The organism is Enterobacter vonholyi (assembly GCF_040834095.1).
In the GTDB taxonomy this organism is placed as follows: domain Bacteria; phylum Pseudomonadota; class Gammaproteobacteria; order Enterobacterales; family Enterobacteriaceae; genus Enterobacter; species Enterobacter vonholyi.
This window is the reverse complement of the sequence record NZ_CP162152.1, coordinates 1,137,701-1,158,328: the sequence shown is the minus strand read 5'-3', so window position 1 is coordinate 1,158,328 and position 20,628 is coordinate 1,137,701. Positions and strand designations below refer to the sequence as shown.

Here is a 20,628-nt window from a genome sequence, read left to right as displayed (position 1 = left end):
TAGTTCTCCTGTTAGTTTTCGACGGAACGGATCGCTGCGTCCAGATTGCTGGGGTGAAGGTTGGCCTGTAAAAACGCGCTGTCGGCGGGCAGGTCAATCATCAGCTTGTGAATTTCACCGAAGGTGAGCACGCCGTTCTCCAGCTGGTAATCGAGCAGATGGCCCCCGCCCTGACGGTCGTCGGTGATGAAATGTTCGTGGTAGCCCGCCACGTTGATGCCCTGCATATGCTGTGGCGTGCGGAACCCGACCAATACCCCTTCACGCTGGTTAAAGCGGAACACCGGCTGGTCGTCCAGCACGTCGGTCATCGCGCGGTATGGCGGCTTCTGGCGCGGTACGGTGCGGGTGTGGGCGTGGCGGAAATTGCCGTCAATGCGCAGCGCGCAGAACAGATTATCGGAGGGGATCTGCTGGTCGATCGCGTCATGGATCAGCTGACGGCTGACCGGCGCATTGAAGGTAATACGATACTGCGGCTGGAACCAGGTCATCACCGCGAACGGCGTTTTCTGCTCCGGCTTCGCGGCCCGGGCGCTGCCGTCGGCGCGCAGCTGGTAAACCTTGCTGCTGAAGGCAATCATTTCGCCGTCCAGCTCGTTGAAGGTGCCCAGGCCAAAATCACCGTGCGCCAGCAGATCGGCGATGGTGGTCTCCCCTTCGTACACGCCGCTTAGCAGGGCGCTCATTAGCGATGTCTGGTAGATCACGCTGTCAGGATGCTGGGCGGAAAACCCGCGCAGGGTCTCGCACAAGCTGGCCTCACAGTCGCAGGCAGATGAATGCATCATCGTGCTCGTCCTCTTCAACTTTATTTAGAAAGGTTAAATAAATGTTGACCCGATTCAGCAGAGAGTTCCAATATAGAAACCATGCTGGTTTGAGACGTTTTAGATATGGAACTTCGTTATCTGCGGTATTTTGTCGCGGTAGCACGCGAGCGACACTTCACCAGGGCGGCCGAAGCGCTGGGTATTTCACAGCCTCCTCTGAGTCAGCAGATCAAACGGCTCGAAGAGGAAGTGGGCACGCCGTTGTTCAGGCGCCTGACGCGGGGCGTGGAGCTGACCGAGGCGGGAGAAGCCTTCTACGAGGACGCCTGCAAGATCCTGGCGCTGAGCGACGCCGCGCTGGAAAAAGCTCGCGGCATCGCGCGCGGGCTGAACGGAAACCTGTCGATTGGCATCACCAGCTCCGACGCTTTTCATCCCAAAATTTTCGCGCTGATTCGCCAGTTTCAGGTGCAGAACATGGCGGTGCAGGTTCATCAGGTGGAAGCCAATATGTCGTCGCTGACGACGATGCTGGCGGAGGGTGAACTGGATATCGCCTTCGTGCGCCTGCCGTGCGAGAGCAGCAAGGCGTTCGAGTTAAAAATCCTCGACCGGGAGCCGATGGTGGTGGCACTGCATCGCGATCATCCGCTGGCGGCGTGCGGTTCGCTGGCGTTAGAACAGCTTCGGGATACGCCGGTAGTGTTGTTCCCGCAGGAGGTCGCGCCGGGGCTGTACGAGCGGGTTCACGGCTGCTGCGAGCGGGCCGGGATCGACGTGCAGCACGCGCTGCAGTCGTCGCAGCTTTCCTCCTCCCTGAGCATGGTTTCCGCGGGCGGCGGGTTCGCGCTGGTGCCCAAATCCATGGCGGCCATTTCTCCGCCGAATGTCACCTACCACGCGCTGAGCTCGCCGGAGCTTTATACCGATATCGCACTGTGCTGGCGGCGGTTTGAACGCTCGCGAACGGTGAAGCGGTTTCTGGCGATGATGAGCGAGGGGTAGCAGTTGTGCCCGGTGGGATTGGTTGGTGGTTTTTGTCGGCCGGGTAAGGCGAGGCCGCCACCCGGCAATACCCTTCTGGAAGCCGCCTCGCAAACCTGCAAGCAACCTGATGTAATTCAGGGGCATCTCTTTTCATCCCTTCCTCACGGTCGTAAAGTGCCTGCGTTGCGGCACATCCGTAACCGGGCGTAGGAACCCGCACAACATGACACGGCAATTATTTTTGTCGAGACGGCGCTCATCCCGTTAAAATACGGTCGCGCTGGCGGAGCAACCGAAAGGTTGGCCGTTATGTCATGTGCGGTATTCCTACCTCCGTCAGCGCTACCACCCATGAGCGTAGGAACTTATGTGGTGGTCTGGAGAATGTTTAAAAAGGAAAATCACATGACAACTATCCCTTCCCTGTCTTACGCGCTTTCTGAGGAAAGTGCTGTTCATCACCTTCTTCACCTGCAACTTCCCGATTCTGCTGATCTCTTTGAGTTGGCTGACGCATGCACTGCGTATGTTAGCGTGCTGGTGGACACTGACGATACGGTGACGTTTGCCACACTCTGCAAGCGATTGCTGGCTGCGCTTAAGCGGCTGCGGGAATGCTGTGATGCTGAACTTCCAGCGTATCTGGTTGAACAGCTGATTGCGGGTGAAAAGATAAATTCATGTGTGCCGGACTGCTGGCAGGAGACGACGCTACAGGTGGACTATGCCGTGGCGTTAACGCTGTCGGTGATGGGCGGGACGTTGCCTGCGAGCGTGGAAAAAGAACTCACCGGGCTGCTGCATGATATGGTCTGGTTGCTGGTGGAGTTTGTGAAGGAGCCGTATATCACGGCGCACTGAGTTAAGTAGCAGGAGGCCGGAATGCTGCTGAGTAAGAAGTAAGATTTCGGTCTTATGCAAAGAACAACGTTGCTTGATGAATGTCCGTTAAAAGCGAGTAACTGACCTCGATTTAAATGAATTATGAGGCTTCAAATGTTACTGGCACGAATTTCTAAGATGCATACCGTCATACTAAGTGTTTAAATAAGGTTCTGGACTATGGCTAACCCATCAGTTAAGTTTGTTTCCGATCCGTCGTTTTCCCTTATCAGGCGCCACTTTTTTCAGTATTATGTTTTAAGGATAATTCATGAGTAATGGAGCACAATCATTTCTTAGTCAATTACTAATTGCCATAATCTCTATATCTTTAGGGTCGTTTCTTTTTGCTGGGATTCTAGAGAGTTACAAAAAAGATCAAGGTCTTCAGGAGGAGCTTATAAAGGATTACTTCAGGCCAATGATGGAATTACAAAGTTCTTGCTCATCTTCACATAATGAACTATTCCTAAAGTATGGAGAGTTATCTGGTTCTTATCAGCTCATGTCTAATGAAATAGTACATATGACAAAGACTCCTGATTCAAAATTAGGCCAACATTATGAAGCTCTCCCAATGTCTATTATTAAAGCAAATGCAGAGTTAAAAAAAGGAGTTGAAGAGCTTGAAATGACAGTAAAAAAATGCAAGGCCGATTTATTCCTCAAGTACGAAGAACTTGCATTAGTTACTGGTTCATATCCAGAGTTTAGGAGCTTAGCGAAAAATTATACAATTGCGATTAACACTATCTATTCAGAAAGACAAAAAAAAGCCAAGGAAAATACAAAAAACATAGACCCTAATCAACTAATGCCATTGATGCGGAAATTTATTGCTATGGATCTATCCACCAATGCAAACAAATCCATGCTTGCCAGTGAAATGGATAACATATCTAAACTAACAACGCAGCATAGTTTGATAATGGCAGAGTATGAGGAGTTAATTTTTAAAGAAGATAATGATTTATTTCTAAGTCTTCATGATCTTTTTGCAATCCAAATTAGTGAGAAGTATTCGGGTGGATTTATCAGTTGGATATTTTAAAACATTATAACTCATCAGATGCGACGCTAACTATGTAGAACGTGTTAATCTGAGAAGGTTACCAATGTATTAGGTAATATCCGCTTCTGGCACGAAGCGAACGATCTGACTGAGCTGAAGATCCGCTGTGAGCGAACAGCGGACATCTTAAGTAGATTATTTTTTATGCTACTTCCTCTATGTAGCTATGTTATATGGCACATTTATACAGAAATAAGGATTAGTCTTTTCCCGGACCATAATTGAATTTTGTACCTTTACCAATGGCGTAAAACTGTCCGCCCGCTACGTAATGGACAGTACGTAATTCATCAGGCGCATCATCAAAAATCCAGTGCCCATTCCTGAAAACGCGGTCATCACTCCATGCTCCGACAATTTCCCCCATGAACAAGTTGTGCTGCTTTTCATTTTCTTCATTGGGTATGACCTTACAGACTAGCCAGCCAGCGCAACCTTCAACTAAAGGCAGATCAAACTCTTTCTGATAAAACTGTGGAATTTTACTGTTTTTATTGGGGGTATCAGAATAACTGTGGCCTCCAGCATATAAAACCATTTCCATCTGATTTACCACTGGGATCTGGACAACATAATATCCGCTTTTTTCTACAAGCCCGCGAGTAAATGCCTGTGGGCCAATAAAAGCCATCACTTTGTTATTGCCTACTAATCCTACCCAGGCCGCTGCCATGACATTTGCAATGCCATCATTTTTAGCCGATATCATCGTCGTTGGCCCGACCTGCAATAAACGATAGGCTTTGTTTAATTCTACTGGTTGAATTGACATAATTTACTCTTTCGAATTCTGAAAAGTAAGAGAGGTTGCTTATTTGATTGTTCGATTATATGACTGGAATAGTTGCAAATTAATTGCTATTATCAAAATACATTATTGCAATTTTCACAACAATCATGAACAAACTTGATGCTCTAAAGTTTTTTATCATTGCCTCTGAAACCCTGAACTTCCGCGAAGCAGCCATAAAGCTGTCGGTTTCACCATCAGTAGTAACCCGAACAGTCGCTGAGTTGGAGAAACAGCTTGGTGAACCTCTTTTCAAACGCAATACTCGCTCGATCTTTCTTACCAGTTTCGGCGAGCTATTTTTACCCCAAGCGAAGCGACTGCTTGAAGATTCTGAAAAATTATTTCAGACAGCGAAAGATGATAATGAAATGAGAGGTATTGTACGTATCACATTACTTCGATTCCCAAATCATGAACAAATCTTGTATGAACTATTGACTGCACTACGTCCATATCCTGAATTATTTATCGACTGGCGTTTAGATATGATGAAACTTGATACTATCGAGCATCGTATCGATATAGGCATACGCGTAGGGAGAGAACCTAATCCAAATTTTATCATTAAAAATATCGGGCTAGTTGAACATGTTTTTGTCGCATCCCCTGAACTCATTGCACGCCTGGGTGCACCAACTGATTTAGAAGATCTTCGACAGCGTTATCCATTTAGCGGTTTAATTAATCCTGAGACGGGGAAATCATTTGAGTTTATGAGTGACGCAGCGAATACTTTTGTCCCTCGTCATATCGAGTTTTATACTACAGACCCCTACGCCGAAATTCAGGCCGCTTTGGCCGGGAAAACGGTTGTACAATCCAGCGATTTTATTTGTAGGGAATACTTAGCAAGCGGTCAACTTGTTCCCCCACTGCCAGAACTGCGGCAGGAGAAGTGGCAGTTTTATTTATACCGGCCTTACCAACTGATTACTCCCAAAAGGGTGGCGGTCGTTTTCTCGCTATTAGAAAAAATATTACGCAGATATTTCGCATAAAAATAACACTCTCCTCAACGTCCGCTTCTGGCACAAATCGGACATATCATTCACAGTCACCTCATACAATGTTCGCACTCATTAAATGAGTGCCGGCATCACGAGCATATGAAAACTGCACTTCGCAAATGTTGCCACATTGTCTACCCACCAATCACACCTATAATGTTTCCAGCCCGGAAACAAGGGGCAAGGATGCACATAGTCTTAAGAGCGTCTTTCAATGCGGCAACCAGAGAATTTCCTAATCAAGCATTCGCGTGAACGAATCTCCGGAGCTTCATATGCGTGCGCTGGCGAAACGTTTTGGTTTGCCGGTGAGTGCGTTTGTGGGGAAGTGATCGAGAGCAGGCGCTTTGTACCCAATCCACGATAATGAGTCGTTTACATACAAGAACAAAGAGCTGTTTATGAAAACAATTGAAGAACTACGAAACGAGCTTCTAAGAATAGGTGAGCTATTAGGCGGAGGGACAAGGCCAAACCATTACTTCTTTATCCCTGACCAACCCGATGGGGCTGCAACTCCCTATCTTGAAATTCATGGCAAAGAATATCATTTTATCGTCAGTGAAAGAGGCCTTGAGATACAGCGAAAAGTAACGCTCAATGACGATGAAATTTTGTAATGGTTTATGGAGAGTGCCGTGGCGGGGCTGGCCTCAACCTATGCAGCCAGCCATTCATCTGAACGAGAATTTAGAGAGGTTTATTTCAGAAGGCAATACAGTTTAATGCTCTCTATCAAACCTGAATGGGCAACAAGAAAGCGCAAAGAAATCGCTGAGCTTCTCCATTCGTGAATAAGCGAACGTTATTAACCCAACCGGCTCGTTACATTTACTTCCCTGTTCCCCTCTCTTTTCCTGGTAATTGCCTGCGACACACCATCTGTTACTCTGGCAGGACGCAAGGGATGACAAGGAAGAGAGATGCTAAACCCAGGATTCGTTACCCGCAAAGCGCTTGCTCAGTGGCAGGATGTTCCCGCTTTTCTCCCCCAGTTCCAGTTTCATGAAAAACACCTAACGATCATTCGCACTAGCCGCCCTGAAAATATTCTGCCAATGATTGCCAGCTTTGACGTCCGGCAAGATGCCGTGATTCGGCGGTTAATGTCATTGCGTCAAATACCGCAAAAATTTCTGCGCAACCAGAAGCCACAGTCGATCGGCAACTTTGGTTTGCACAGTTTTACCCTTTTGAAAAATTCAGCATCAGAAATCTGTTACGGCTTAAGAGGACAATTCTGGCGTTCGGATTTCGGTCTGGAAAACGTGCCGGATGCCAGTGCTTTTCAGACCCCAGCCGCGCCGGGCAGTGCGAAACTGTTGTTGCGCTACAAGGTAACGGAGCTGGCGCCAGGCAAGTATGAGCTCTCTACGGAAACATTCATCTTTTGTCCGGACAGACGCACTCGGCTAAAAATGTCGGCTTACTGGCTGATAATACGGGCGGGTAGCGGCTGGATCCGTAAAAGGACGCTGAAGGCTGTTAAATCGAATATTGAAGGACGGGAGTCATAAGATGCTGGCTTATATCACAGTAGGTACAAACGACTTTCAGCGTTCCGTGAATTTTTATGACGCAGTTTTTAACGTTCTCGGCTACTCGCGTCTGCCGGCCTGGACTGAAAGCTGGGCAATGTGGGGAGATGAAAATAATCCCGGCGAGGGGTTCAGCTTCTGTATTTGTCCTCCTTTTGACCAGCAGCCCGCGACGGCGGGAAACGGGACAATGTTCGCATTCAGTGCAGATAACGCGGATCTTGTCAGACGGTTCCATGCAGCTGGCCTCCTTGCGGGAGGAACGGATGAAGGCGAGCCTGGTAAGCGAAGCGCGTACGGCCCCGACTTTTATGTTGCCTATCTGCGCGATCCTGACGGGCATAAGCTCGCATGCGTTTATCAGCATTACTCTCCTGAAGCCGATAATTTTGTAGGCGAGGAATAGTCGCTTCAATCCTTATCTACCGCCCCACCGCCACGCTCGCCGACAGCCCTGCCACCAGCTCAACGCCCTCCGGCAACCTGTCGATATGAATGCGCACCGGTACGCGCTGCGCCAGCCGCACCCAGCTAAAGGTAGGCTCGACGTCGGGCAGACCCAGCCCGCCCGTCTCGTCGTTGCTGTCCCCGATCCCATGCCCGATGCTCTCCACGTGGCCCGTGATGACCGGCTCGTATCCCATCAGCACCACCTGCGCGGCATCCCCGACGCGAATATGGCGCAGCTTGGTCTCCTCAAAGTACCCCACCACCCAGAAGCTGTGCGCATCGACGATGGCGACCTTCGTCTCCCCCGCCGTCGCGTAGTCTCCGGGGCGAAGCCGCAGGTGCGTGACGTACCCCGACACCGGCGCGCGCACGGTGGCGTGCGCCAGATTCAGCTCTGCCAGATCCAGCGCGGCCAGCGCGCCGTGATAATTGGCCGCCGCGACGTTCGCCGCGCTGCCGGTTTGCTGCAAATCCTCGCTCGAGATGGCGTTTTTAATCAACGTGCGTCGGCGGGCCGCGTCCTGGCGCATCAGCATCTCATGGCGTTTCGATTCCACATCAGCCTGCGCGCTGACCACCGCCAGCTTAAGCCAGCGCGGATCGATGATGTAAAGCACATCGCCCCGGTTCACCCACTGGTTGTCCCGCACGGCCACGCTGATGACCGGCCCGGAGACGTCCGGCGCAATCTGCACCACGTCCGCACGCACGCGGCCATCGCGGGTCCACGGCGTTTGTGCGTAGTGTTTCCACATCATAAAGGCCAGAAGCGTGGCCGCCGCGACGACGCTCAACGTCAGCGCATAGCGAGCCAGTAAAGAGAGCAGTGATTTCATGACAATAACCCCAACGCGGTCAGGCCCTGCATCAGCAGGAAAAAGGTGACAATCCAGGTTGAAACATCCATCAGCGGGCGAAACGGCAAGCGCCGGTAGAGCCTGCTGAGCGAGAAAAGCGCGACGAGGCTAAGCGTGCAGACCAGCGCCGCGAGGGCGACCATCAGCAGCCCCGGAATAAAAACCCCGCCGATATTGAGATCGTTAACCATGGTCTGGCCCCCGTAATGCACAGTGCAGATCCACCAGTCTGAAGACAAACTGGCGCGAGTGTTCATCTGCCGCAGGCAGATGGCGCTCGATAAGGGCGGCAATGCGTTCACGCAAGGCGTTGCGGTCCGCGGCGTTTAACCGATGAAAAAGCGCGTCAACCTCCCTGCCGGACGGTGTGTTACTGCGGCGTAAATGCATGACCGACAGCCCCAGACGCAGCGCGTGTAATAGCCGATTGAGCGCCTGCTCCGGCGCGCGCGCGCTGCGCTGCAGGCGCGGCAGCAACAGGGCGGTCCGGTCCATCATCAGGTTGATCCAGTGCGTTTCATCAACCCGCAGCGTGCCCTTCACGCTGCGCCGAATGTCGCGCTGGCAGAGGTTTAGCAGACGCGTGATGGCGCCATCCGCCTGCACGGTTTGCAGCAGGCTCATGCTGATGACGGCAAAACCGGTCGCGGCAAAGAGCGCGATGGCGGTGTTGACCGCAACGGCGAAGTCTCCGCTGTAGTGCGCCCCCAGCTCGCACAAAATGGGCAGCGTCAGGGTGATCCCCATCGCCATAAACGTGGTGGGCGGGCGCGCCTGAAGCGACCCGGCCAGCAGATACGCCGGGGCAAGCACCGCCACCAGCACCGGGAAATCGCTCACCAGCGGGAGCAGCGCAAAGCTGTAGAACAGGCTAATGACCACGCCCCAGAACGAGCCAATGATGTATTTCACGATGTGCGGCGCCGGGGTATCGAAGCTGCCAAACAGCGTGCAGCAGACCCCCAGAATAGACACCGCCGTGCCGCCATCCGGCCACGCCGAGAAGATCCAGACCAGACAGCCGCTCAGGATGATGGCGAAAGCCCCCATCGCCGTGCGGGCGGCGGTAAGAGGATCGCGGTGGAAAACGTACCCTTTCGCCGCGCGGGTTTGCATCTCCCCAAATACGGGTTTTGCATGGTGGATGGCCCCGGAAAGACGTTCGCACTGCTGCAGAAGCGCGACCGCGTCCGAGAGGTAGCGGATAAAGCTGACCTGCAGCGCGTCGTCAAACGCCTGCGCCTGCGCGGCATACCGATCGATGAGAAGCGCACAGCGGAGCCGCAGCGCGTCTGCCGTGCTGCTGGTACCAGCGCCTTCAGCGGCCAGCCAGGCCTGAACGTCGCCCATCAACGCCTGCGCGTCGGCGGGCAGGGTTCCGATCGCTGGCAGGCGATCGTGCAGTTCACAGTTGACGATAACCAGCCGCGCCAGCCGGTCGTGGATCGCTTTTCTGGCCTGCCGCACCGGGGCTGAAAGGGCAAAATCATACGGAATATGGTGGCTGATGCCCTGCAGGAACTGCAGCGCCAGAGCCAGATGCAGGGGGCCGGAAGCCGCGTCGGGTTTGCCCGCTAAGGTGTCCGCCACCCGCCCGCGCGCGGCCTGTAGCGTCTGGGATAATTTAGTGTTGAACTGGCCTGATACGCGCGCGGGCAGCACGTAGCGGTGGATCAGCGCGGCGCAGAAAATCCCAATCGCGATCTCCTGCACGCGGACGATGGCGACGTTAAAAATGCCGCCGGGATCGGACACCGCCGGAAAACCAATCAGGCTCGCGGTGTAGCCCGCCAGCACAAAGGCGTAAGCCCGGGGCGTGCGTTCCAGCAGGGAGAGCCACAGGCAGAATACGATCCAGCCCGTCAGCACCGCGCTGCACAGGACTGGCGTATTCGCGAAGGCAGGCACAATCACAACGGTCGCGCTGGCACCCGCCACGGTACCGGCCAGCCGGTAGAGGCTTCTGCTCAGCGATGCTCCGACCGACGTCTGCGACACGATGTAAACCGTAATAATGGCCCACGAGGGACGCTCAAGACCGATCGACAGCGCGAGGTAATAAGCCAGCATCGCCGCGGCAAAACTCTTCGCGGAATAGATCAGCGCGCCCGCATCGTTTCGCAGCGCGGCGGGGATGTGCACGTGAAGTGAGAAGATTTTATTCATGCCGGGATTATTACCGGCTTGCAGACCCGCTTAAATACTCTATTCTGTCAAAAAATACCTAAATGTTGCCATAATCGTGAAGCCTCAACCTGCTACTACGCTGTATGACCCCGACTCTACCGCCAGCCCGGCGGTGGCGCGTCATCTGGACTTCATGGACTACGCCGCGGAAGTGCCGGTGCATACCCACCGCAAGGGGCAGCTGATTATTGCCCGATACGGTGCGGTCAGCTGTTACGCGGAGAATGATATCTGGATTGTGCCGCCGGACTGCGCCGTCTGGATCCCCGGCGGGATCCCGCACAGCGCCAAAGCAACCTGGAACGCGCATCTCAACTATCTGTTTATTGAGCCCGGCGCGGCGGCGCTGCCGGAAAAATGCTGCACGCTGGCGATCTCGCCGCTGATTAAGGAGCTGGTCGATCGTCTGACGCGCGAAAGCGTGGATTATCCCGCCGACGGCCACGTCGCGAGGCTGACCCGGGTCACGCTTGACGAGCTCGCCAGCATGCCGCAGCAGAAGCTAAGCCTGCCGGTCTCAACCGATCCGAAAATTCGCGCCATGGCGGACGCGCTGGTCAGCCGTCCTGAGGACAGAAGCACCCTGAAGGAGTGGGCGAAACGGCTCGCCCTCAGCGAGCGCTCGTTTGCCCGCCTGATGCAGCGCGAAACCGGGCTGAGCTTCGGGCGATGGCGCCAGCAGCTGCATTTGATTATTGCCCTGCGTGAGCTGGCAAGCGGCGTGCCCGTCCAGAACGTGGCGACAACGCTCGGGTACGAATCGGTGAACGCGTTTATCACCATGTTCAGAAAAGCGATGGGCAGCACGCCCGCCCATTACTTTGCCGAACGGAAAAACAGTAACCGTTAACCCGGCCCCTCGCTCCCCGCCGCCAGCAGCGGTACCACCACGTCGCTGATGGGCACCGCAATGCCGTGTTTGCGGCCGTAGCGCTGGATGACGCCGTTGCGGATATCCCACTCCATCGGGCGATCCGCCTGACGGTCAGCCAGAATCGACGTACCCAGGTCCACGGGCGCGCGCTGAAAGTTCGCCAGAATCTCCTGCGCCACGTCATCGTTCAGCTTCGCCCCTTCGGCGCGGGCGACGGCCAGCCCCTCGCGCAGGTAGGCCAGCGAAAGTTCGCTAATATCCTCGCGCCTGAACATTCCGGCGCGGCGATTGGCGAGCACCATCAGCCCGGCGACCGCGTTTTGCAGCAGCTTGCGCCAGGCGACGGTAGGGAAATCTGCCGAGAGCTCAACTTCACAGCGCGTACCGCGAAGCGCCTCCACCACCCGCTGCGCCTGCGGCACGTCTGGCAGCGTCAGGCGCGGCTTTGCCCGCAGCCACACGGAGGCATCCGGCTCGCGCTGGGCCGGGAACCACACCACCGACGGCAGCACCGTCGCGCCGTTTACCCACGGCTCAAGCTGGGCTTTTTGCTCCACGCCGTTTTGCAGGGCGCAGACCACGGTGTTTTCATCGCACAGGGCCCGCAGCCACCCGGCGCTGTCGGCATTTTGCGTCGTTTTTACCGCCACAAAAACGAGATCGACGGGGCGCGTGATGACGGCCTGATCGGTTAATACCGGACCGGGCACCACCGTTTCCCCCTCGTCATGGCGCAGGCGTAATTCCGGATGCGCGGTCCGTCCGCAGAGCAATGGCGTGCGGCCAGCGTCATGCAGTACCGCGGCAATGGTGGTGCCAATCGCACCGGGTCCTATCAGCGCAATGGTTGGATAATCAGACATGAGTCACTCCCCTTTTGCTAAGCCTGCTATCAGTTATACCACCCTGAGACGAGCGCGCCACACCCGTTGTCTATACTCAACATTCACAGACAACGGAGTGCGCCATGCCTTTACCCGATTTCAAATCCTCTGAACCGTTCACCCTTGGCATCGAGCTCGAACTGCAGGTGGTTAACCCGCCGGGCTACGATCTCAGCCAGGACTCCTCCGCGCTCATCGCCGCCGTCAAAGACGACATCAAAGGCGGTGAAGTCAAACACGACATCACCGAAAGCATGCTCGAAATCGCCACCGGCGTGTGTCAGACCATCGATCAGGCGGCGGCGCAGTTCTCAGTGATGCAGCAGAGCATCCTGCGCGCGGCGGCGGAGCAGCATATCCAGATCTGCGGCGGCGGGACGCATCCGTTCCAGAAATGGCAGCGCCAGGAGGTGTGCGACGACGAGCGCTATAACGTCACGCTGGAGCGCTTTGGCTATCTGATTTTGCAGGCGACGGTGTTCGGTCAGCATGTTCACGTCGGCTGCCGGACCGGGGATGATGCCATTTACCTCCTTCACGGCCTGTCGCGCTTTGTGCCGCACTTTATTGCCCTGGCGGCCGCCTCGCCTTACATGCAGGGCACCGACACAAAGTTCTCCTCGTCACGTCTCAATATCTTCTCCGGGTTCCCGGATAACGGCCAGATGCCGTGGGTCAACAGCTGGCAGGAGTTTGAAGGGCTGTTCCGCCGCCTGAGCGCCACCAGCATGATCGACAGCATCAAGGATCTGCACTGGGATATTCGCCCCAGCCCGCATTTTGGCACCGTGGAGGTGCGGGTGATGGATACGCCGCTGACGCTCGGCCACGCGATTAACATCGCCGGGCTGATTCAGGCCACGTCACACTGGCTGCTGACTACGCGGCCGTATAAGCATCAGGAACGGGATCTTCTGCTCTACCGCTTTAACCGTTTTCAGGCGTGTCGCTACGGACTGGAGGGGATCCTGACGGATGTGCACACCGGCGAGCAACGAACCGTGGCGGAAGACATCGCCTGGCTGCTGGAGCAGGTGGCACCGTCGGCCGATAAGCTCGGCGCGACGAGCGCAATCAATGAAATTGCCCTGCTGTTAAAGCAGGGCAAGAGCGAGGCGCAGCGCATGCGGGAGTTTATCGCCGACGGTGGCTCGCTGATTTCTCTGGTCCAGAAGCACTGCGAGCTGTGGGCGACGAGTCCGTAAGGCAGTGACCCCACTCCCGCAGGCGCTGGAACAGCACGAACAGAGCCGGGATGAACAGAATCCCCACCACGGTCGCTACCAGCATGCCGCTGAAGACCGTGGTGCCGATGATGCGGCGGCTCTGGGCGCCTGCGCCGGTCGCCAGCATCATCGGCAAAACGCCGATAATGAACGACACGGCGGTCATCATCACCGCCCGGAAGCGGCGAGAGGCCCCTTCCCGCGCGGCATCGACAATCGCCATTCCGTCCATCCGCCGCGCGCGGGCGAACTCGACGATAAGAATCGCGTTCTTGGCCGCTAACGCGATCAGCAATACCAGACCAATCTGCACGTACACGTCGTTGGCGTATCCCGCCAACCACAGCCAGACCAGCGCCCCGCCAATGGCAAACAGCACCGAGAGCATCACGCTTGCCGGGAGCGTCCAGCTCTCGTACTGGGCGACGAGGAACAGCCATGCCATCACCACCGCCGCCAGCACGATCCAGATCGCCTGATTGCCGGTCTGCTGCTCCTGGTACGACATGCCGCTCCAGGCGTAGTCGTATCCGGCCGGCAGGCTTTCCGCCAGAATCTCACCCATCGCCGCCATCGCGGTGCTGCTGCTCACCCCAGCCGCTGCCGAGCCGCTCACCGACACGGACGGGAACTGGTTGTACTGCTGGAGGAACGGCGCGCCGACGGTCGGCGTGATGGTGACGAGGTTGCTCAGGCGTACCCGCTCGCCGCTGTTGCTGCGCACGAACAGCTCGCTGATTTGTTCGGCGCGCTCGCGCCACTGCATCTCGTTCTGCATCACCACGTGGTAGACGCGGTTATTGATGCTGAAATCCCCGGCGCGCGTGCCGCCAAAGGCGGTCTGCAGGCTGCTGAAGATGCGCGACACCGGCACGTCGAGGCGGGCGGCGCGCTCGCGGTCAACGGTCAGCGTCAGCTGCGGCACGTTGCTGCTCCAGGTGGTGAACACGCGGGTCAACTGCGGGTGCTGGTTGGCTTTCACCAGCACCTCTCGCGTCACGCGCTCCAGCTCCGCCGGGCTCTGCCCCGCCTGAGCCTGGATGCGCAGGTCAAAGCCGGAGGCGTTGCCCAGCCCCGGCAGCGTCGGCGGCGCGAAGGTCATGATGGTGGCTTCCGGCAGGGCCAGCAGCTGGCGCTGCAGGGTGCCCATCACCTCCTCCAGCGGCGGACGCTCGCTCCAGTCCTTCAGCATGATGGAGATAAACCCGCCGTTGGAGGCGCTGGTGCCGTTGAGGATGTTAAACCCGGAGACCTGAATCACGTCCTCCACCGCCGGATGTTTGGCGATCAACTCCCGCGCGGTGGTCATCACCGCTTCGGTGCGCTCCAGCGAGGCCGCTTCCGGCAGCTGGACGCTGGCGAAGAAGTAGCCCTGGTCCTCCTGCGGCAGGAAGCCTTTTGGCATCGACGTAAAGCTGAACAGCACGACTGCCGCCGCGCCTGCGGTGACCAGCAGCGCCAGCCACGGACGCAGGTTTAAGACATTCACGATGCGGGTGTAGAAACCGCGCGTGGCGTCCAGCCCGCGGTTAAAGGCGCGATAGACTGCCGCCGGTTTCACCGGGCGCGGACGCAGCAGCATCGCGCACAGGGCGGGCGTCAGGGTCAGCGCTACCAGGCTTGAGAGCGTCACGGCGGTGGAGAGCGTAACCGCGAACTGGCGGTACAGCTCGCCGACAATGCCCGGCAGCAGCGCCACCGGCACAAATACCGCCAGCAGCACCAGCGTCGTCGCGATGACCGGCCCGGCAATCTGGCGCAGCGCCAGCGCGGTCGCCGCCGTGCGGCTCTGCCCTTCCGCCATCAGCGTTTCGACGCTCTCCACCACCACGATGGCGTCATCCACCACCATGGTCAGCGCCAGAATAATGGCAAACAGGCTGAGGGTGTTGGCGGAGTAGCCGAGCGTGTAGAGCACCGCGAAGGTGCCCACCAGCGATACCGGAATGGCGAGCGCGACAATCAGCGTCGCGCGCCAGCTTTGCAGGAACAGGGACACCACGACCACCACCGCCAGCATCGTCAGCGCCAGCGAGACGCCGATCTCTTTAATGGTCGCGGCAACAAAGGAGGTGGTGTCGAATTTCACCTCGTAGACCAGGTCGTCCGGGAAGCGCGTCGAGAGACGATCCAGCTCCGCGCGCACCGCGTCGGCCACGCGCAGGGCGTTGGCGGACGGCGTCGGGTAGATGCCGAGGTAGGCGGAGTCGTGCCCGTTCAGCTGCGCGCCGGAGCTGTAGCTGCGCGAGCCGAGCTCGATGGTGGCGACGTCCTTCAGGCGCACCAGCTGGCCCATCTCCCCCGCGCGGATGATGATGTAGGCAAAGTCGTCGGCCTGGCTTAAGCGCCCCAGCCCGTTGATGGTCAGGGTCTGCTGCTGGCCGTTAAACACCGGCGGGGTGCCCACCTGACCGGCCGCGCCCTGCACGTTCTGCTCACGCAGCGCCTGCGCCACGTCATCGGTGGTGACGTTAAGAGCGTTCATGCGGTCCGGGCGCAGCCAGATGCGCATGCTGTAGTCGCGCGCGCCGAACATCTGCACCTGCCCGACGCCGGGCAGACGCGACAGCGCCTCGCGCAGCTGGGTGCTGGCGTAGTTGCTGACGAACAGCGGCGTGTGGGTGTTGTTCGGTGAGTAAAGACTTACCCCCATCATCAGGTTAGTGGCGCGCTTGCGCACCTGCACGCCATTTTGCTGCGCCTCGGTCGGCAGCTGCGCCACGGCCTGCGCCACGCGGTTTTGCACGTCGATGGCGGCGAGATCCGGATCGGTGCCCGCCGCAAAGGTGATGTTCAGGCTGTAAGTGCCTTCGTCCGAACTGGTGGACTCCATGTAGAGCATATGATCCACGCCGTTCAGCTGGGTCTCCAGCGGCGTGGCGATGGCCTCCGCCACGTCGGCCGAACTGGCGCCCGGCCAGCTGGCAGAAACATTCACCACCGGCGGCGTAATCTGCGGATACTGCTCCACCGGGATAATCCTCAGCGCGATGGCCCCCAGCAGGGTAATGACCAGCGCAATCACCATCGCGAAGCGCGGGCGTTTGATGAAAAACGTCAGCATGATGGCTCCTTAATTCAGTATCTGGACGGCAGCGCCGGGCTGCACGCGCTGCGCACCGTCAGTAATCGCTCGCTCACCGAACTTCACGCCGGATAAAATCCGGAACTGCTGGCCGATCTGTCCGGCGACCTTCAGCGGGCGCATTTCGGCTTTGCCGTCGGCATTTACCACCCAGGCAAAGAACCCGTCGCCGTTCTGCTGCACCGCTGCGGCAGGCAGGGTCAGCACCGGCTGCTCGCTTGCCGGACGCAAAAACACGTTCACATTGCCGCCGGGCAGCAGCTGATGGCGCGGGTTAGCAAACTCGGCGCGCAGCATCACGCTGGCGGTACGCGGGTCAATGCGGTTATCCACTGACGTCAGCTCGCCGCTGACGCGCTGTCCGTTGCTGTCGATCAGCGCCTGCCAGGCACGCTTCATGGCGTTGATATCCGCATGCTGTCCGGCTTTGGTGGAAAATGCCCCCTCTTCCAGCGCAAAGGCGATACGGATCGGGTCAAGCTGCACCACCTCCACCAAAACGCCGCTCGCCGGGTTGACCAGGCTACCCACGTGAAAGCTGCTGTGGCCCACGCGGCCGTCAATTGGCGAGGTGATTCGGGTGTAGCCCAGGGTGACGTTGCGGGCTTCGAGCCGGGCCTTCGCCTGCTCGAGAGCGGCACTGGCGACGTCGCGCTGCATGCGGGCGTTGTCCACGTCGTGACGGCTGATGGCGTTGCTGCTGCCGAGACTTTCAAAGCGGGAAAGCTGCTGCTGCGCCTGGCGCAGCGTGGCTTCGGTGCTTTTCACTTCGGCCTGCGCCAGGCGCAGGGCAGCGCGCGGCTCGGCGTCGTCCAGCTCAAACAGCACGTCGCCTTTTTTCACGTACTGCCCGTCGCGGAAGTGAATTTTGGTAATCATGCCTTCCGTACGCGCCCGTAGCTCAACGGTGTGGATGGCTTCGATGCGGCCCGGGATCTGGCGCTCGGCGGCGTGGGCGGTTTGCTCCACGGTGGCGACCCGAACGGGGATCGCAGCGGCGAAGACGGGTTGCAGGGTACTGACAAGAAGTGCGAACAGGAGTGGAAGTTTCATGGGAGTACCTCAGCGTTGTCTCCCCTCACCCCGGCCCTCTCCCCTGAGGGGCGAGGGAGAAAACCGAGCCCAAGGGAGAGTACCAGACTGCCCCCTCTCCCCTGTGGGGAGAGGGTTAGGGTGAGGGGTAAGGTTTTAGTTATGCAGACTTACGGAACCTGCGGGTCAGTCGCTTCTCGATTTCGACGACGAAGAACATTACGCCTGCAACGGCCAGGGTCACAAACCAGTAGCGCAGCGGCAGGGCTTCGGTGCCGAACAGCATCTGCATAAACGGCAGGTAGATAATCGCCGCCTGGAGCAGGAACAGCACGCCCGTCACCAGCCAGATCCCTTTGTTTGCCAGCAGACCACGGTTGAGGGAGAACCCTTCGGTGTTGCGGCAGTTAATCATGTATACCCACTGGGCGCAGACCAGCATCTGCAGCAGCACGGTGCGGATGAACTCCGCGCTGTGGCCGCGCGGAGCCAGCCAGGCTTCCAGCGCAAAGGCGGCGATGGCAATCATGGTACCGACGAAAGCCACGCGCCAGACGGCGTAGGTATCCATCACGTGCTGCCCGGTCTGACGCGGCGGGCGGCGCATGATGTTGCGCTCGGCAGCTTCGAAGGCCAGGCCGAAGGAGAGCGTGGCTGAGGTGGCCATGTTCATCCACAGAATCAGCACCGGCGTCAGCGGAATAATGTTCCCCGCCAGCAGCGCAATCACAATCAGCAGCCCCTGCGCCAGGTTGGTCGGCATGATGAACAGGATGGTCTTCTTCAGGTTGTCGTAAACGCGACGCCCCTCTTTTACCGCGCTGGCGATGGTGGCGAAGTTATCGTCCGTCAGGACCATATCCGCCGCCTCTTTGGTCACTTCCGTGCCCTTGATGCCCATCGCGATGCCCACGTCCGCCTGACGCAGCGCCGGGGCGTCGTTTACGCCGTCGCCGGTCATGCCAACGATTTCGCCTTTGTCCTGCAGCGCTTTCACCAGGCGCAGCTTATGCTCCGGGCTGGTGCGGGCGAAGATGTCATACTTCACCGCGGCTTCCGCCAGCGCGGCGTCGTCCATCTTCTCCAGCTCGTAGCCGGTGACCGCCTGCTCGCTGTTGGCGATCCCCAGCATCTGGCCGATGCTCATCGCCGTCTGCGGGTGATCCCCGGTGATCATCTTCACGCGGATCCCCGCCTGCTGGCAGGCGTTAATCGCGTCAATCGCTTCCGGACGCGGCGGATCCATCATCCCGGCGATGCCGAGGAAGATCAGGCCGTGGCTCAGGTCATCGTGCGTCAGTTCCTGCTCGCCGTTCGCCGGCTTGAACGCCGCGGCGACCATGCGCAGCCCCTGACGCGCATAGCGCTCCATCTCGCTTTCCCAGTACGCGCGGTTGAAGGCTTCCACGCCGTTGCGGGTCTGCTGCTCGGCACACAGGGCGAAAATGACGTCCGGCGCGCCGGTGATCAGGATCTGCTCCTCGCTGCCAATCTGGTAATGGGTGCTCATGTACTTGTACTGCGAGTCGAACGGGATCTTGTTAACCAGCGTGGTCATTACCGGCTCAAGGCTGGCCTTCGCCGCCAGCACCTTCAGCGCGCCCTCGGTCGGCCCACCGGTGATGCCCCACAGGCCGCGCTCGTCCTGAATCAGCTGGCTGTCGTTACACAGGTCGATGGTACGCAGGTACTGCTCCAGCACGGTGCCCGGCTGGATGTGGACCGGCTCATCGCTGCCTTCCAGGTAGATATTGCCTACCGGCTCGTAGCTGTTGCCGTCCACGCGGTAGCAGGCGTCAGCGGTGATAATGGCTTTGACCGTCATCTCGTTCATGGTCAGGGTGCCGGTTTTATCCGAGCAGACCACGGTCATCGCGCCCAGGGTTTCAACCGTCGGCAGCTTGCGGATAATCGCCCGTTTACGCGCCATCGCCTGCACGCCCAGCGAAAGGATGATGGAGATGATTGCCGGCAAACCTTCCGGTACGGAGGCCACCGCCAGGCTAATCAGAGAGAGCAGGAGCTCGCCCATCGGGATCTCGCGGAACGCCAGGCTGAAGACAAACAGCGCGGCCATCATCGCCAGAATAATCACGAAAATCGCTTTACCCAGCTTGTCCATCTGCACAAGCAGCGGCGTGCGGTGCTTTTCGATGCCCGCCATCATCTGGTTGATATGGCCAAGCTCCGTATCCTTACCGGTCGCGGTGACCACGCCTACGCCGCCGCCCGCGCTTACGGTCGTCCCGGAGAAGACCATGTTGGTGCGATCGCCCAGCGGTAATTCCCCGCTCAGTGGATTAACGTGTTTATCCACCACGGTCGATTCACCGGTCAGAATCGCCTCTTCCACGCGTAAATTATGCGCTTCGATTAAACGCATATCCGCCGGAATACGATCCCCCGCGCGTAATACAATAATATCGCCCGGGACTATTTCAGTTGTGGGGATTGTTTCGTGGTTGCCGTTACGAATAACGCGAGCTTCGCTGGCGAGCATATTACGAATACTCTTCAGGGATTTTTCCGCGTTGCTTTCCTGAATATGACCAATTAGGGCATTGATTACCGCGACGCCCAAAATAACCAGCGTATCAACCCAGTGGCCCATTACTGCCGTTAATACGGCGGCGGCCAGCAGGACATAAATCAGCACATCATTAAAATGGGCTAAGAAACGCAGCCAGGCGGGTTTGCCTTTTTTCTCCGGCAGCGCGTTCGGCCCTGTTTTTTGCAGACGCGCCTGCGCCTCTGCACGGTCCAGACCGCTTGCCTGGCTCTGCGCATGTGCAAGCGCCTGCTCTACGGTCTGCTGGTATGCCAGCCCGCCGGAAGGCGGCATGTTAGGAGTCAATTTTTTTTCAGTCATCGTATTTTTCCTTCAATTTCCGGTGAACAGAAGCCTGAATTCCTTTCGGGCTTAAATAAAATCATTTTAAAGTCTTGCGGGTAAAATTGATCTACCGCAATATAATGACTTC

General features: G+C 57.5%; 18 protein-coding genes. 9 read left to right on the top strand and 9 right to left on the bottom strand.

Features of this window, described 5'->3' with window-relative positions:
- Positions 1 to 11 precede the first annotated feature (11 nt).
- Positions 12 to 791, bottom strand: coding sequence for an acetolactate decarboxylase (budA, locus tag AB3N39_RS05430; protein WP_367897124.1), 780 nt, complete (start codon positions 789 to 791; stop codon positions 12 to 14).
- A 105-nt stretch (positions 792 to 896) separates the two neighbouring features.
- Between budA and AB3N39_RS05425 the strand changes: the two genes are divergently transcribed.
- From AB3N39_RS05425 to AB3N39_RS05415, 3 genes are all read left to right on the top strand, one after another.
- Positions 897 to 1,778, top strand: coding sequence for a LysR family transcriptional regulator (locus AB3N39_RS05425; RefSeq protein ID WP_248172833.1), 882 nt, complete (start codon positions 897 to 899; stop codon positions 1,776 to 1,778).
- A gap of 387 nt (positions 1,779 to 2,165) precedes the next feature.
- Complete coding sequence (locus AB3N39_RS05420) at positions 2,166 to 2,621, top strand: hypothetical protein (protein WP_367897123.1); 456 nt, start codon at positions 2,166 to 2,168, stop codon at positions 2,619 to 2,621.
- A 292-nt stretch (positions 2,622 to 2,913) separates the two neighbouring features.
- The gene (locus AB3N39_RS05415; protein ID WP_367897122.1) at positions 2,914 to 3,693 is read left to right on the top strand and encodes a hypothetical protein; all 780 of its coding nucleotides are present in this window, start codon (positions 2,914 to 2,916) and stop codon (positions 3,691 to 3,693) included.
- A gap of 220 nt (positions 3,694 to 3,913) precedes the next feature.
- On the opposite strand, the gene AB3N39_RS05410 is transcribed toward AB3N39_RS05415, so the two are convergent.
- Positions 3,914 to 4,486, bottom strand: a complete 573-nt coding sequence (locus tag AB3N39_RS05410; RefSeq protein WP_059446517.1) for a flavin reductase family protein — start codon at positions 4,484 to 4,486, stop codon at positions 3,914 to 3,916.
- 125 nt (positions 4,487 to 4,611) lie between these two features.
- Between AB3N39_RS05410 and AB3N39_RS05405 the strand changes: the two genes are divergently transcribed.
- From AB3N39_RS05405 to AB3N39_RS05390, 4 genes are all read left to right on the top strand, one after another.
- A complete protein-coding gene (locus AB3N39_RS05405; RefSeq protein ID WP_059446621.1) occupies positions 4,612 to 5,505 on the top strand; it encodes a LysR family transcriptional regulator in 894 nt (297 codons plus the stop codon).
- Between the two features lie 410 nt (positions 5,506 to 5,915).
- Positions 5,916 to 6,134, top strand: coding sequence for a hypothetical protein (locus tag AB3N39_RS05400; RefSeq protein WP_367897121.1), 219 nt, complete (start codon positions 5,916 to 5,918; stop codon positions 6,132 to 6,134).
- Positions 6,135 to 6,437: 303 nt separating this feature from the next.
- On the top strand, positions 6,438 to 7,031 hold the full coding sequence (locus tag AB3N39_RS05395; RefSeq protein WP_367897120.1) for a hypothetical protein: 594 nt from the start codon (positions 6,438 to 6,440) through the stop codon (positions 7,029 to 7,031).
- Between the two features lies 1 nt (position 7,032).
- A complete protein-coding gene (locus AB3N39_RS05390; protein WP_367897119.1) occupies positions 7,033 to 7,458 on the top strand; it encodes a VOC family protein in 426 nt (141 codons plus the stop codon).
- Positions 7,459 to 7,474: 16 nt separating this feature from the next.
- Here AB3N39_RS05390 and AB3N39_RS05385 read toward each other — a convergent pair whose 3' ends face one another.
- Genes AB3N39_RS05385 through AB3N39_RS05375 form a run of 3 tightly spaced genes read right to left on the bottom strand, consistent with a single transcriptional unit; the run spans position 7,475 to position 10,525 of the window.
- A complete protein-coding gene (locus tag AB3N39_RS05385) occupies positions 7,475 to 8,338 on the bottom strand; it encodes an efflux RND transporter periplasmic adaptor subunit (RefSeq protein ID WP_367897118.1) in 864 nt (287 codons plus the stop codon).
- Positions 8,335 to 8,550: a DUF1656 domain-containing protein gene (locus AB3N39_RS05380; protein WP_109844937.1), complete on the bottom strand. Its 216-nt coding sequence runs from the start codon at positions 8,548 to 8,550 to the stop codon at positions 8,335 to 8,337. The genes AB3N39_RS05385 and AB3N39_RS05380 overlap by 4 nt, the downstream gene beginning before the upstream one ends.
- A complete protein-coding gene (locus AB3N39_RS05375) occupies positions 8,543 to 10,525 on the bottom strand; it encodes an FUSC family protein (protein ID WP_367897117.1) in 1,983 nt (660 codons plus the stop codon). Before AB3N39_RS05375 ends, AB3N39_RS05380 begins: the two co-directional genes overlap by 8 nt.
- Positions 10,526 to 10,601: 76 nt before the next feature.
- Between AB3N39_RS05375 and AB3N39_RS05370 the strand changes: the two genes are divergently transcribed.
- A complete protein-coding gene (locus tag AB3N39_RS05370) occupies positions 10,602 to 11,396 on the top strand; it encodes a helix-turn-helix domain-containing protein (protein ID WP_163353536.1) in 795 nt (264 codons plus the stop codon).
- Here AB3N39_RS05370 and AB3N39_RS05365 read toward each other — a convergent pair.
- Positions 11,393 to 12,283, bottom strand: coding sequence for an oxidoreductase (locus AB3N39_RS05365; RefSeq protein ID WP_367897116.1), 891 nt, complete (start codon positions 12,281 to 12,283; stop codon positions 11,393 to 11,395). The two genes, AB3N39_RS05370 and AB3N39_RS05365, sit on opposite strands and share 4 nt — an antisense overlap.
- Before the next feature lie 104 nt (positions 12,284 to 12,387).
- Here AB3N39_RS05365 and AB3N39_RS05360 point away from each other — a divergent pair, with 104 nt between their 5' ends.
- The gene (locus AB3N39_RS05360) at positions 12,388 to 13,509 is read left to right on the top strand and encodes a YbdK family carboxylate-amine ligase (RefSeq protein WP_367897115.1); all 1,122 of its coding nucleotides are present in this window, start codon (positions 12,388 to 12,390) and stop codon (positions 13,507 to 13,509) included.
- Here AB3N39_RS05360 and AB3N39_RS05355 read toward each other — a convergent pair.
- From AB3N39_RS05355 to AB3N39_RS05345, 3 genes are all read right to left on the bottom strand, one after another.
- Complete coding sequence (locus AB3N39_RS05355; RefSeq protein ID WP_367897114.1) at positions 13,439 to 16,594, bottom strand: efflux RND transporter permease subunit; 3,156 nt, start codon at positions 16,592 to 16,594, stop codon at positions 13,439 to 13,441. The two genes, AB3N39_RS05360 and AB3N39_RS05355, sit on opposite strands and share 71 nt — an antisense overlap.
- 9 nt (positions 16,595 to 16,603) lie before the next feature.
- Positions 16,604 to 17,668, bottom strand: a complete 1,065-nt coding sequence (locus AB3N39_RS05350; protein ID WP_143344785.1) for an efflux RND transporter periplasmic adaptor subunit — start codon at positions 17,666 to 17,668, stop codon at positions 16,604 to 16,606.
- A 139-nt stretch (positions 17,669 to 17,807) separates the two neighbouring features.
- Positions 17,808 to 20,516: a cation-transporting P-type ATPase gene (locus AB3N39_RS05345; protein WP_367897113.1), complete on the bottom strand. Its 2,709-nt coding sequence runs from the start codon at positions 20,514 to 20,516 to the stop codon at positions 17,808 to 17,810.
- Between the last annotated feature and the right edge of the window lie 112 nt (positions 20,517 to 20,628).

Excerpts from the sequence above, each read along its gene's own strand:
- budA (WP_367897124.1), bottom strand. The coding sequence starts at position 791 with ATGATGCATTCATCTGCCTGCGACTGTGAGGCCAGCTTGTGCGAGACC.
- AB3N39_RS05350 (WP_143344785.1), bottom strand. The coding sequence starts at position 17,668 with ATGAAACTTCCACTCCTGTTCGCACTTCTTGTCAGTACCCTGCAACCC.
- AB3N39_RS05345 (WP_367897113.1), bottom strand. The coding sequence starts at position 20,516 with ATGACTGAAAAAAAATTGACTCCTAACATGCCGCCTTCCGGCGGGCTG.
- AB3N39_RS05380 (WP_109844937.1), bottom strand. The coding sequence starts at position 8,550 with ATGGTTAACGATCTCAATATCGGCGGGGTTTTTATTCCGGGGCTGCTG.
- AB3N39_RS05395 (WP_367897120.1), top strand. The coding sequence starts at position 6,438 with ATGCTAAACCCAGGATTCGTTACCCGCAAAGCGCTTGCTCAGTGGCAG.
- AB3N39_RS05385 (WP_367897118.1), bottom strand. The coding sequence starts at position 8,338 with ATGAAATCACTGCTCTCTTTACTGGCTCGCTATGCGCTGACGTTGAGC.
- AB3N39_RS05415 (WP_367897122.1), top strand. The coding sequence starts at position 2,914 with ATGAGTAATGGAGCACAATCATTTCTTAGTCAATTACTAATTGCCATA.
- AB3N39_RS05375 (WP_367897117.1), bottom strand. The coding sequence starts at position 10,525 with ATGAATAAAATCTTCTCACTTCACGTGCACATCCCCGCCGCGCTGCGA.
- AB3N39_RS05360 (WP_367897115.1), top strand. The coding sequence starts at position 12,388 with ATGCCTTTACCCGATTTCAAATCCTCTGAACCGTTCACCCTTGGCATC.
- AB3N39_RS05365 (WP_367897116.1), bottom strand. The coding sequence starts at position 12,283 with ATGTCTGATTATCCAACCATTGCGCTGATAGGACCCGGTGCGATTGGC.
- AB3N39_RS05400 (WP_367897121.1), top strand. The coding sequence starts at position 5,916 with ATGAAAACAATTGAAGAACTACGAAACGAGCTTCTAAGAATAGGTGAG.
- AB3N39_RS05355 (WP_367897114.1), bottom strand. The coding sequence starts at position 16,594 with ATGCTGACGTTTTTCATCAAACGCCCGCGCTTCGCGATGGTGATTGCG.
- AB3N39_RS05405 (WP_059446621.1), top strand. The coding sequence starts at position 4,612 with ATGAACAAACTTGATGCTCTAAAGTTTTTTATCATTGCCTCTGAAACC.
- AB3N39_RS05425 (WP_248172833.1), top strand. The coding sequence starts at position 897 with ATGGAACTTCGTTATCTGCGGTATTTTGTCGCGGTAGCACGCGAGCGA.
- AB3N39_RS05410 (WP_059446517.1), bottom strand. The coding sequence starts at position 4,486 with ATGTCAATTCAACCAGTAGAATTAAACAAAGCCTATCGTTTATTGCAG.
- AB3N39_RS05420 (WP_367897123.1), top strand. The coding sequence starts at position 2,166 with ATGACAACTATCCCTTCCCTGTCTTACGCGCTTTCTGAGGAAAGTGCT.
- AB3N39_RS05390 (WP_367897119.1), top strand. The coding sequence starts at position 7,033 with ATGCTGGCTTATATCACAGTAGGTACAAACGACTTTCAGCGTTCCGTG.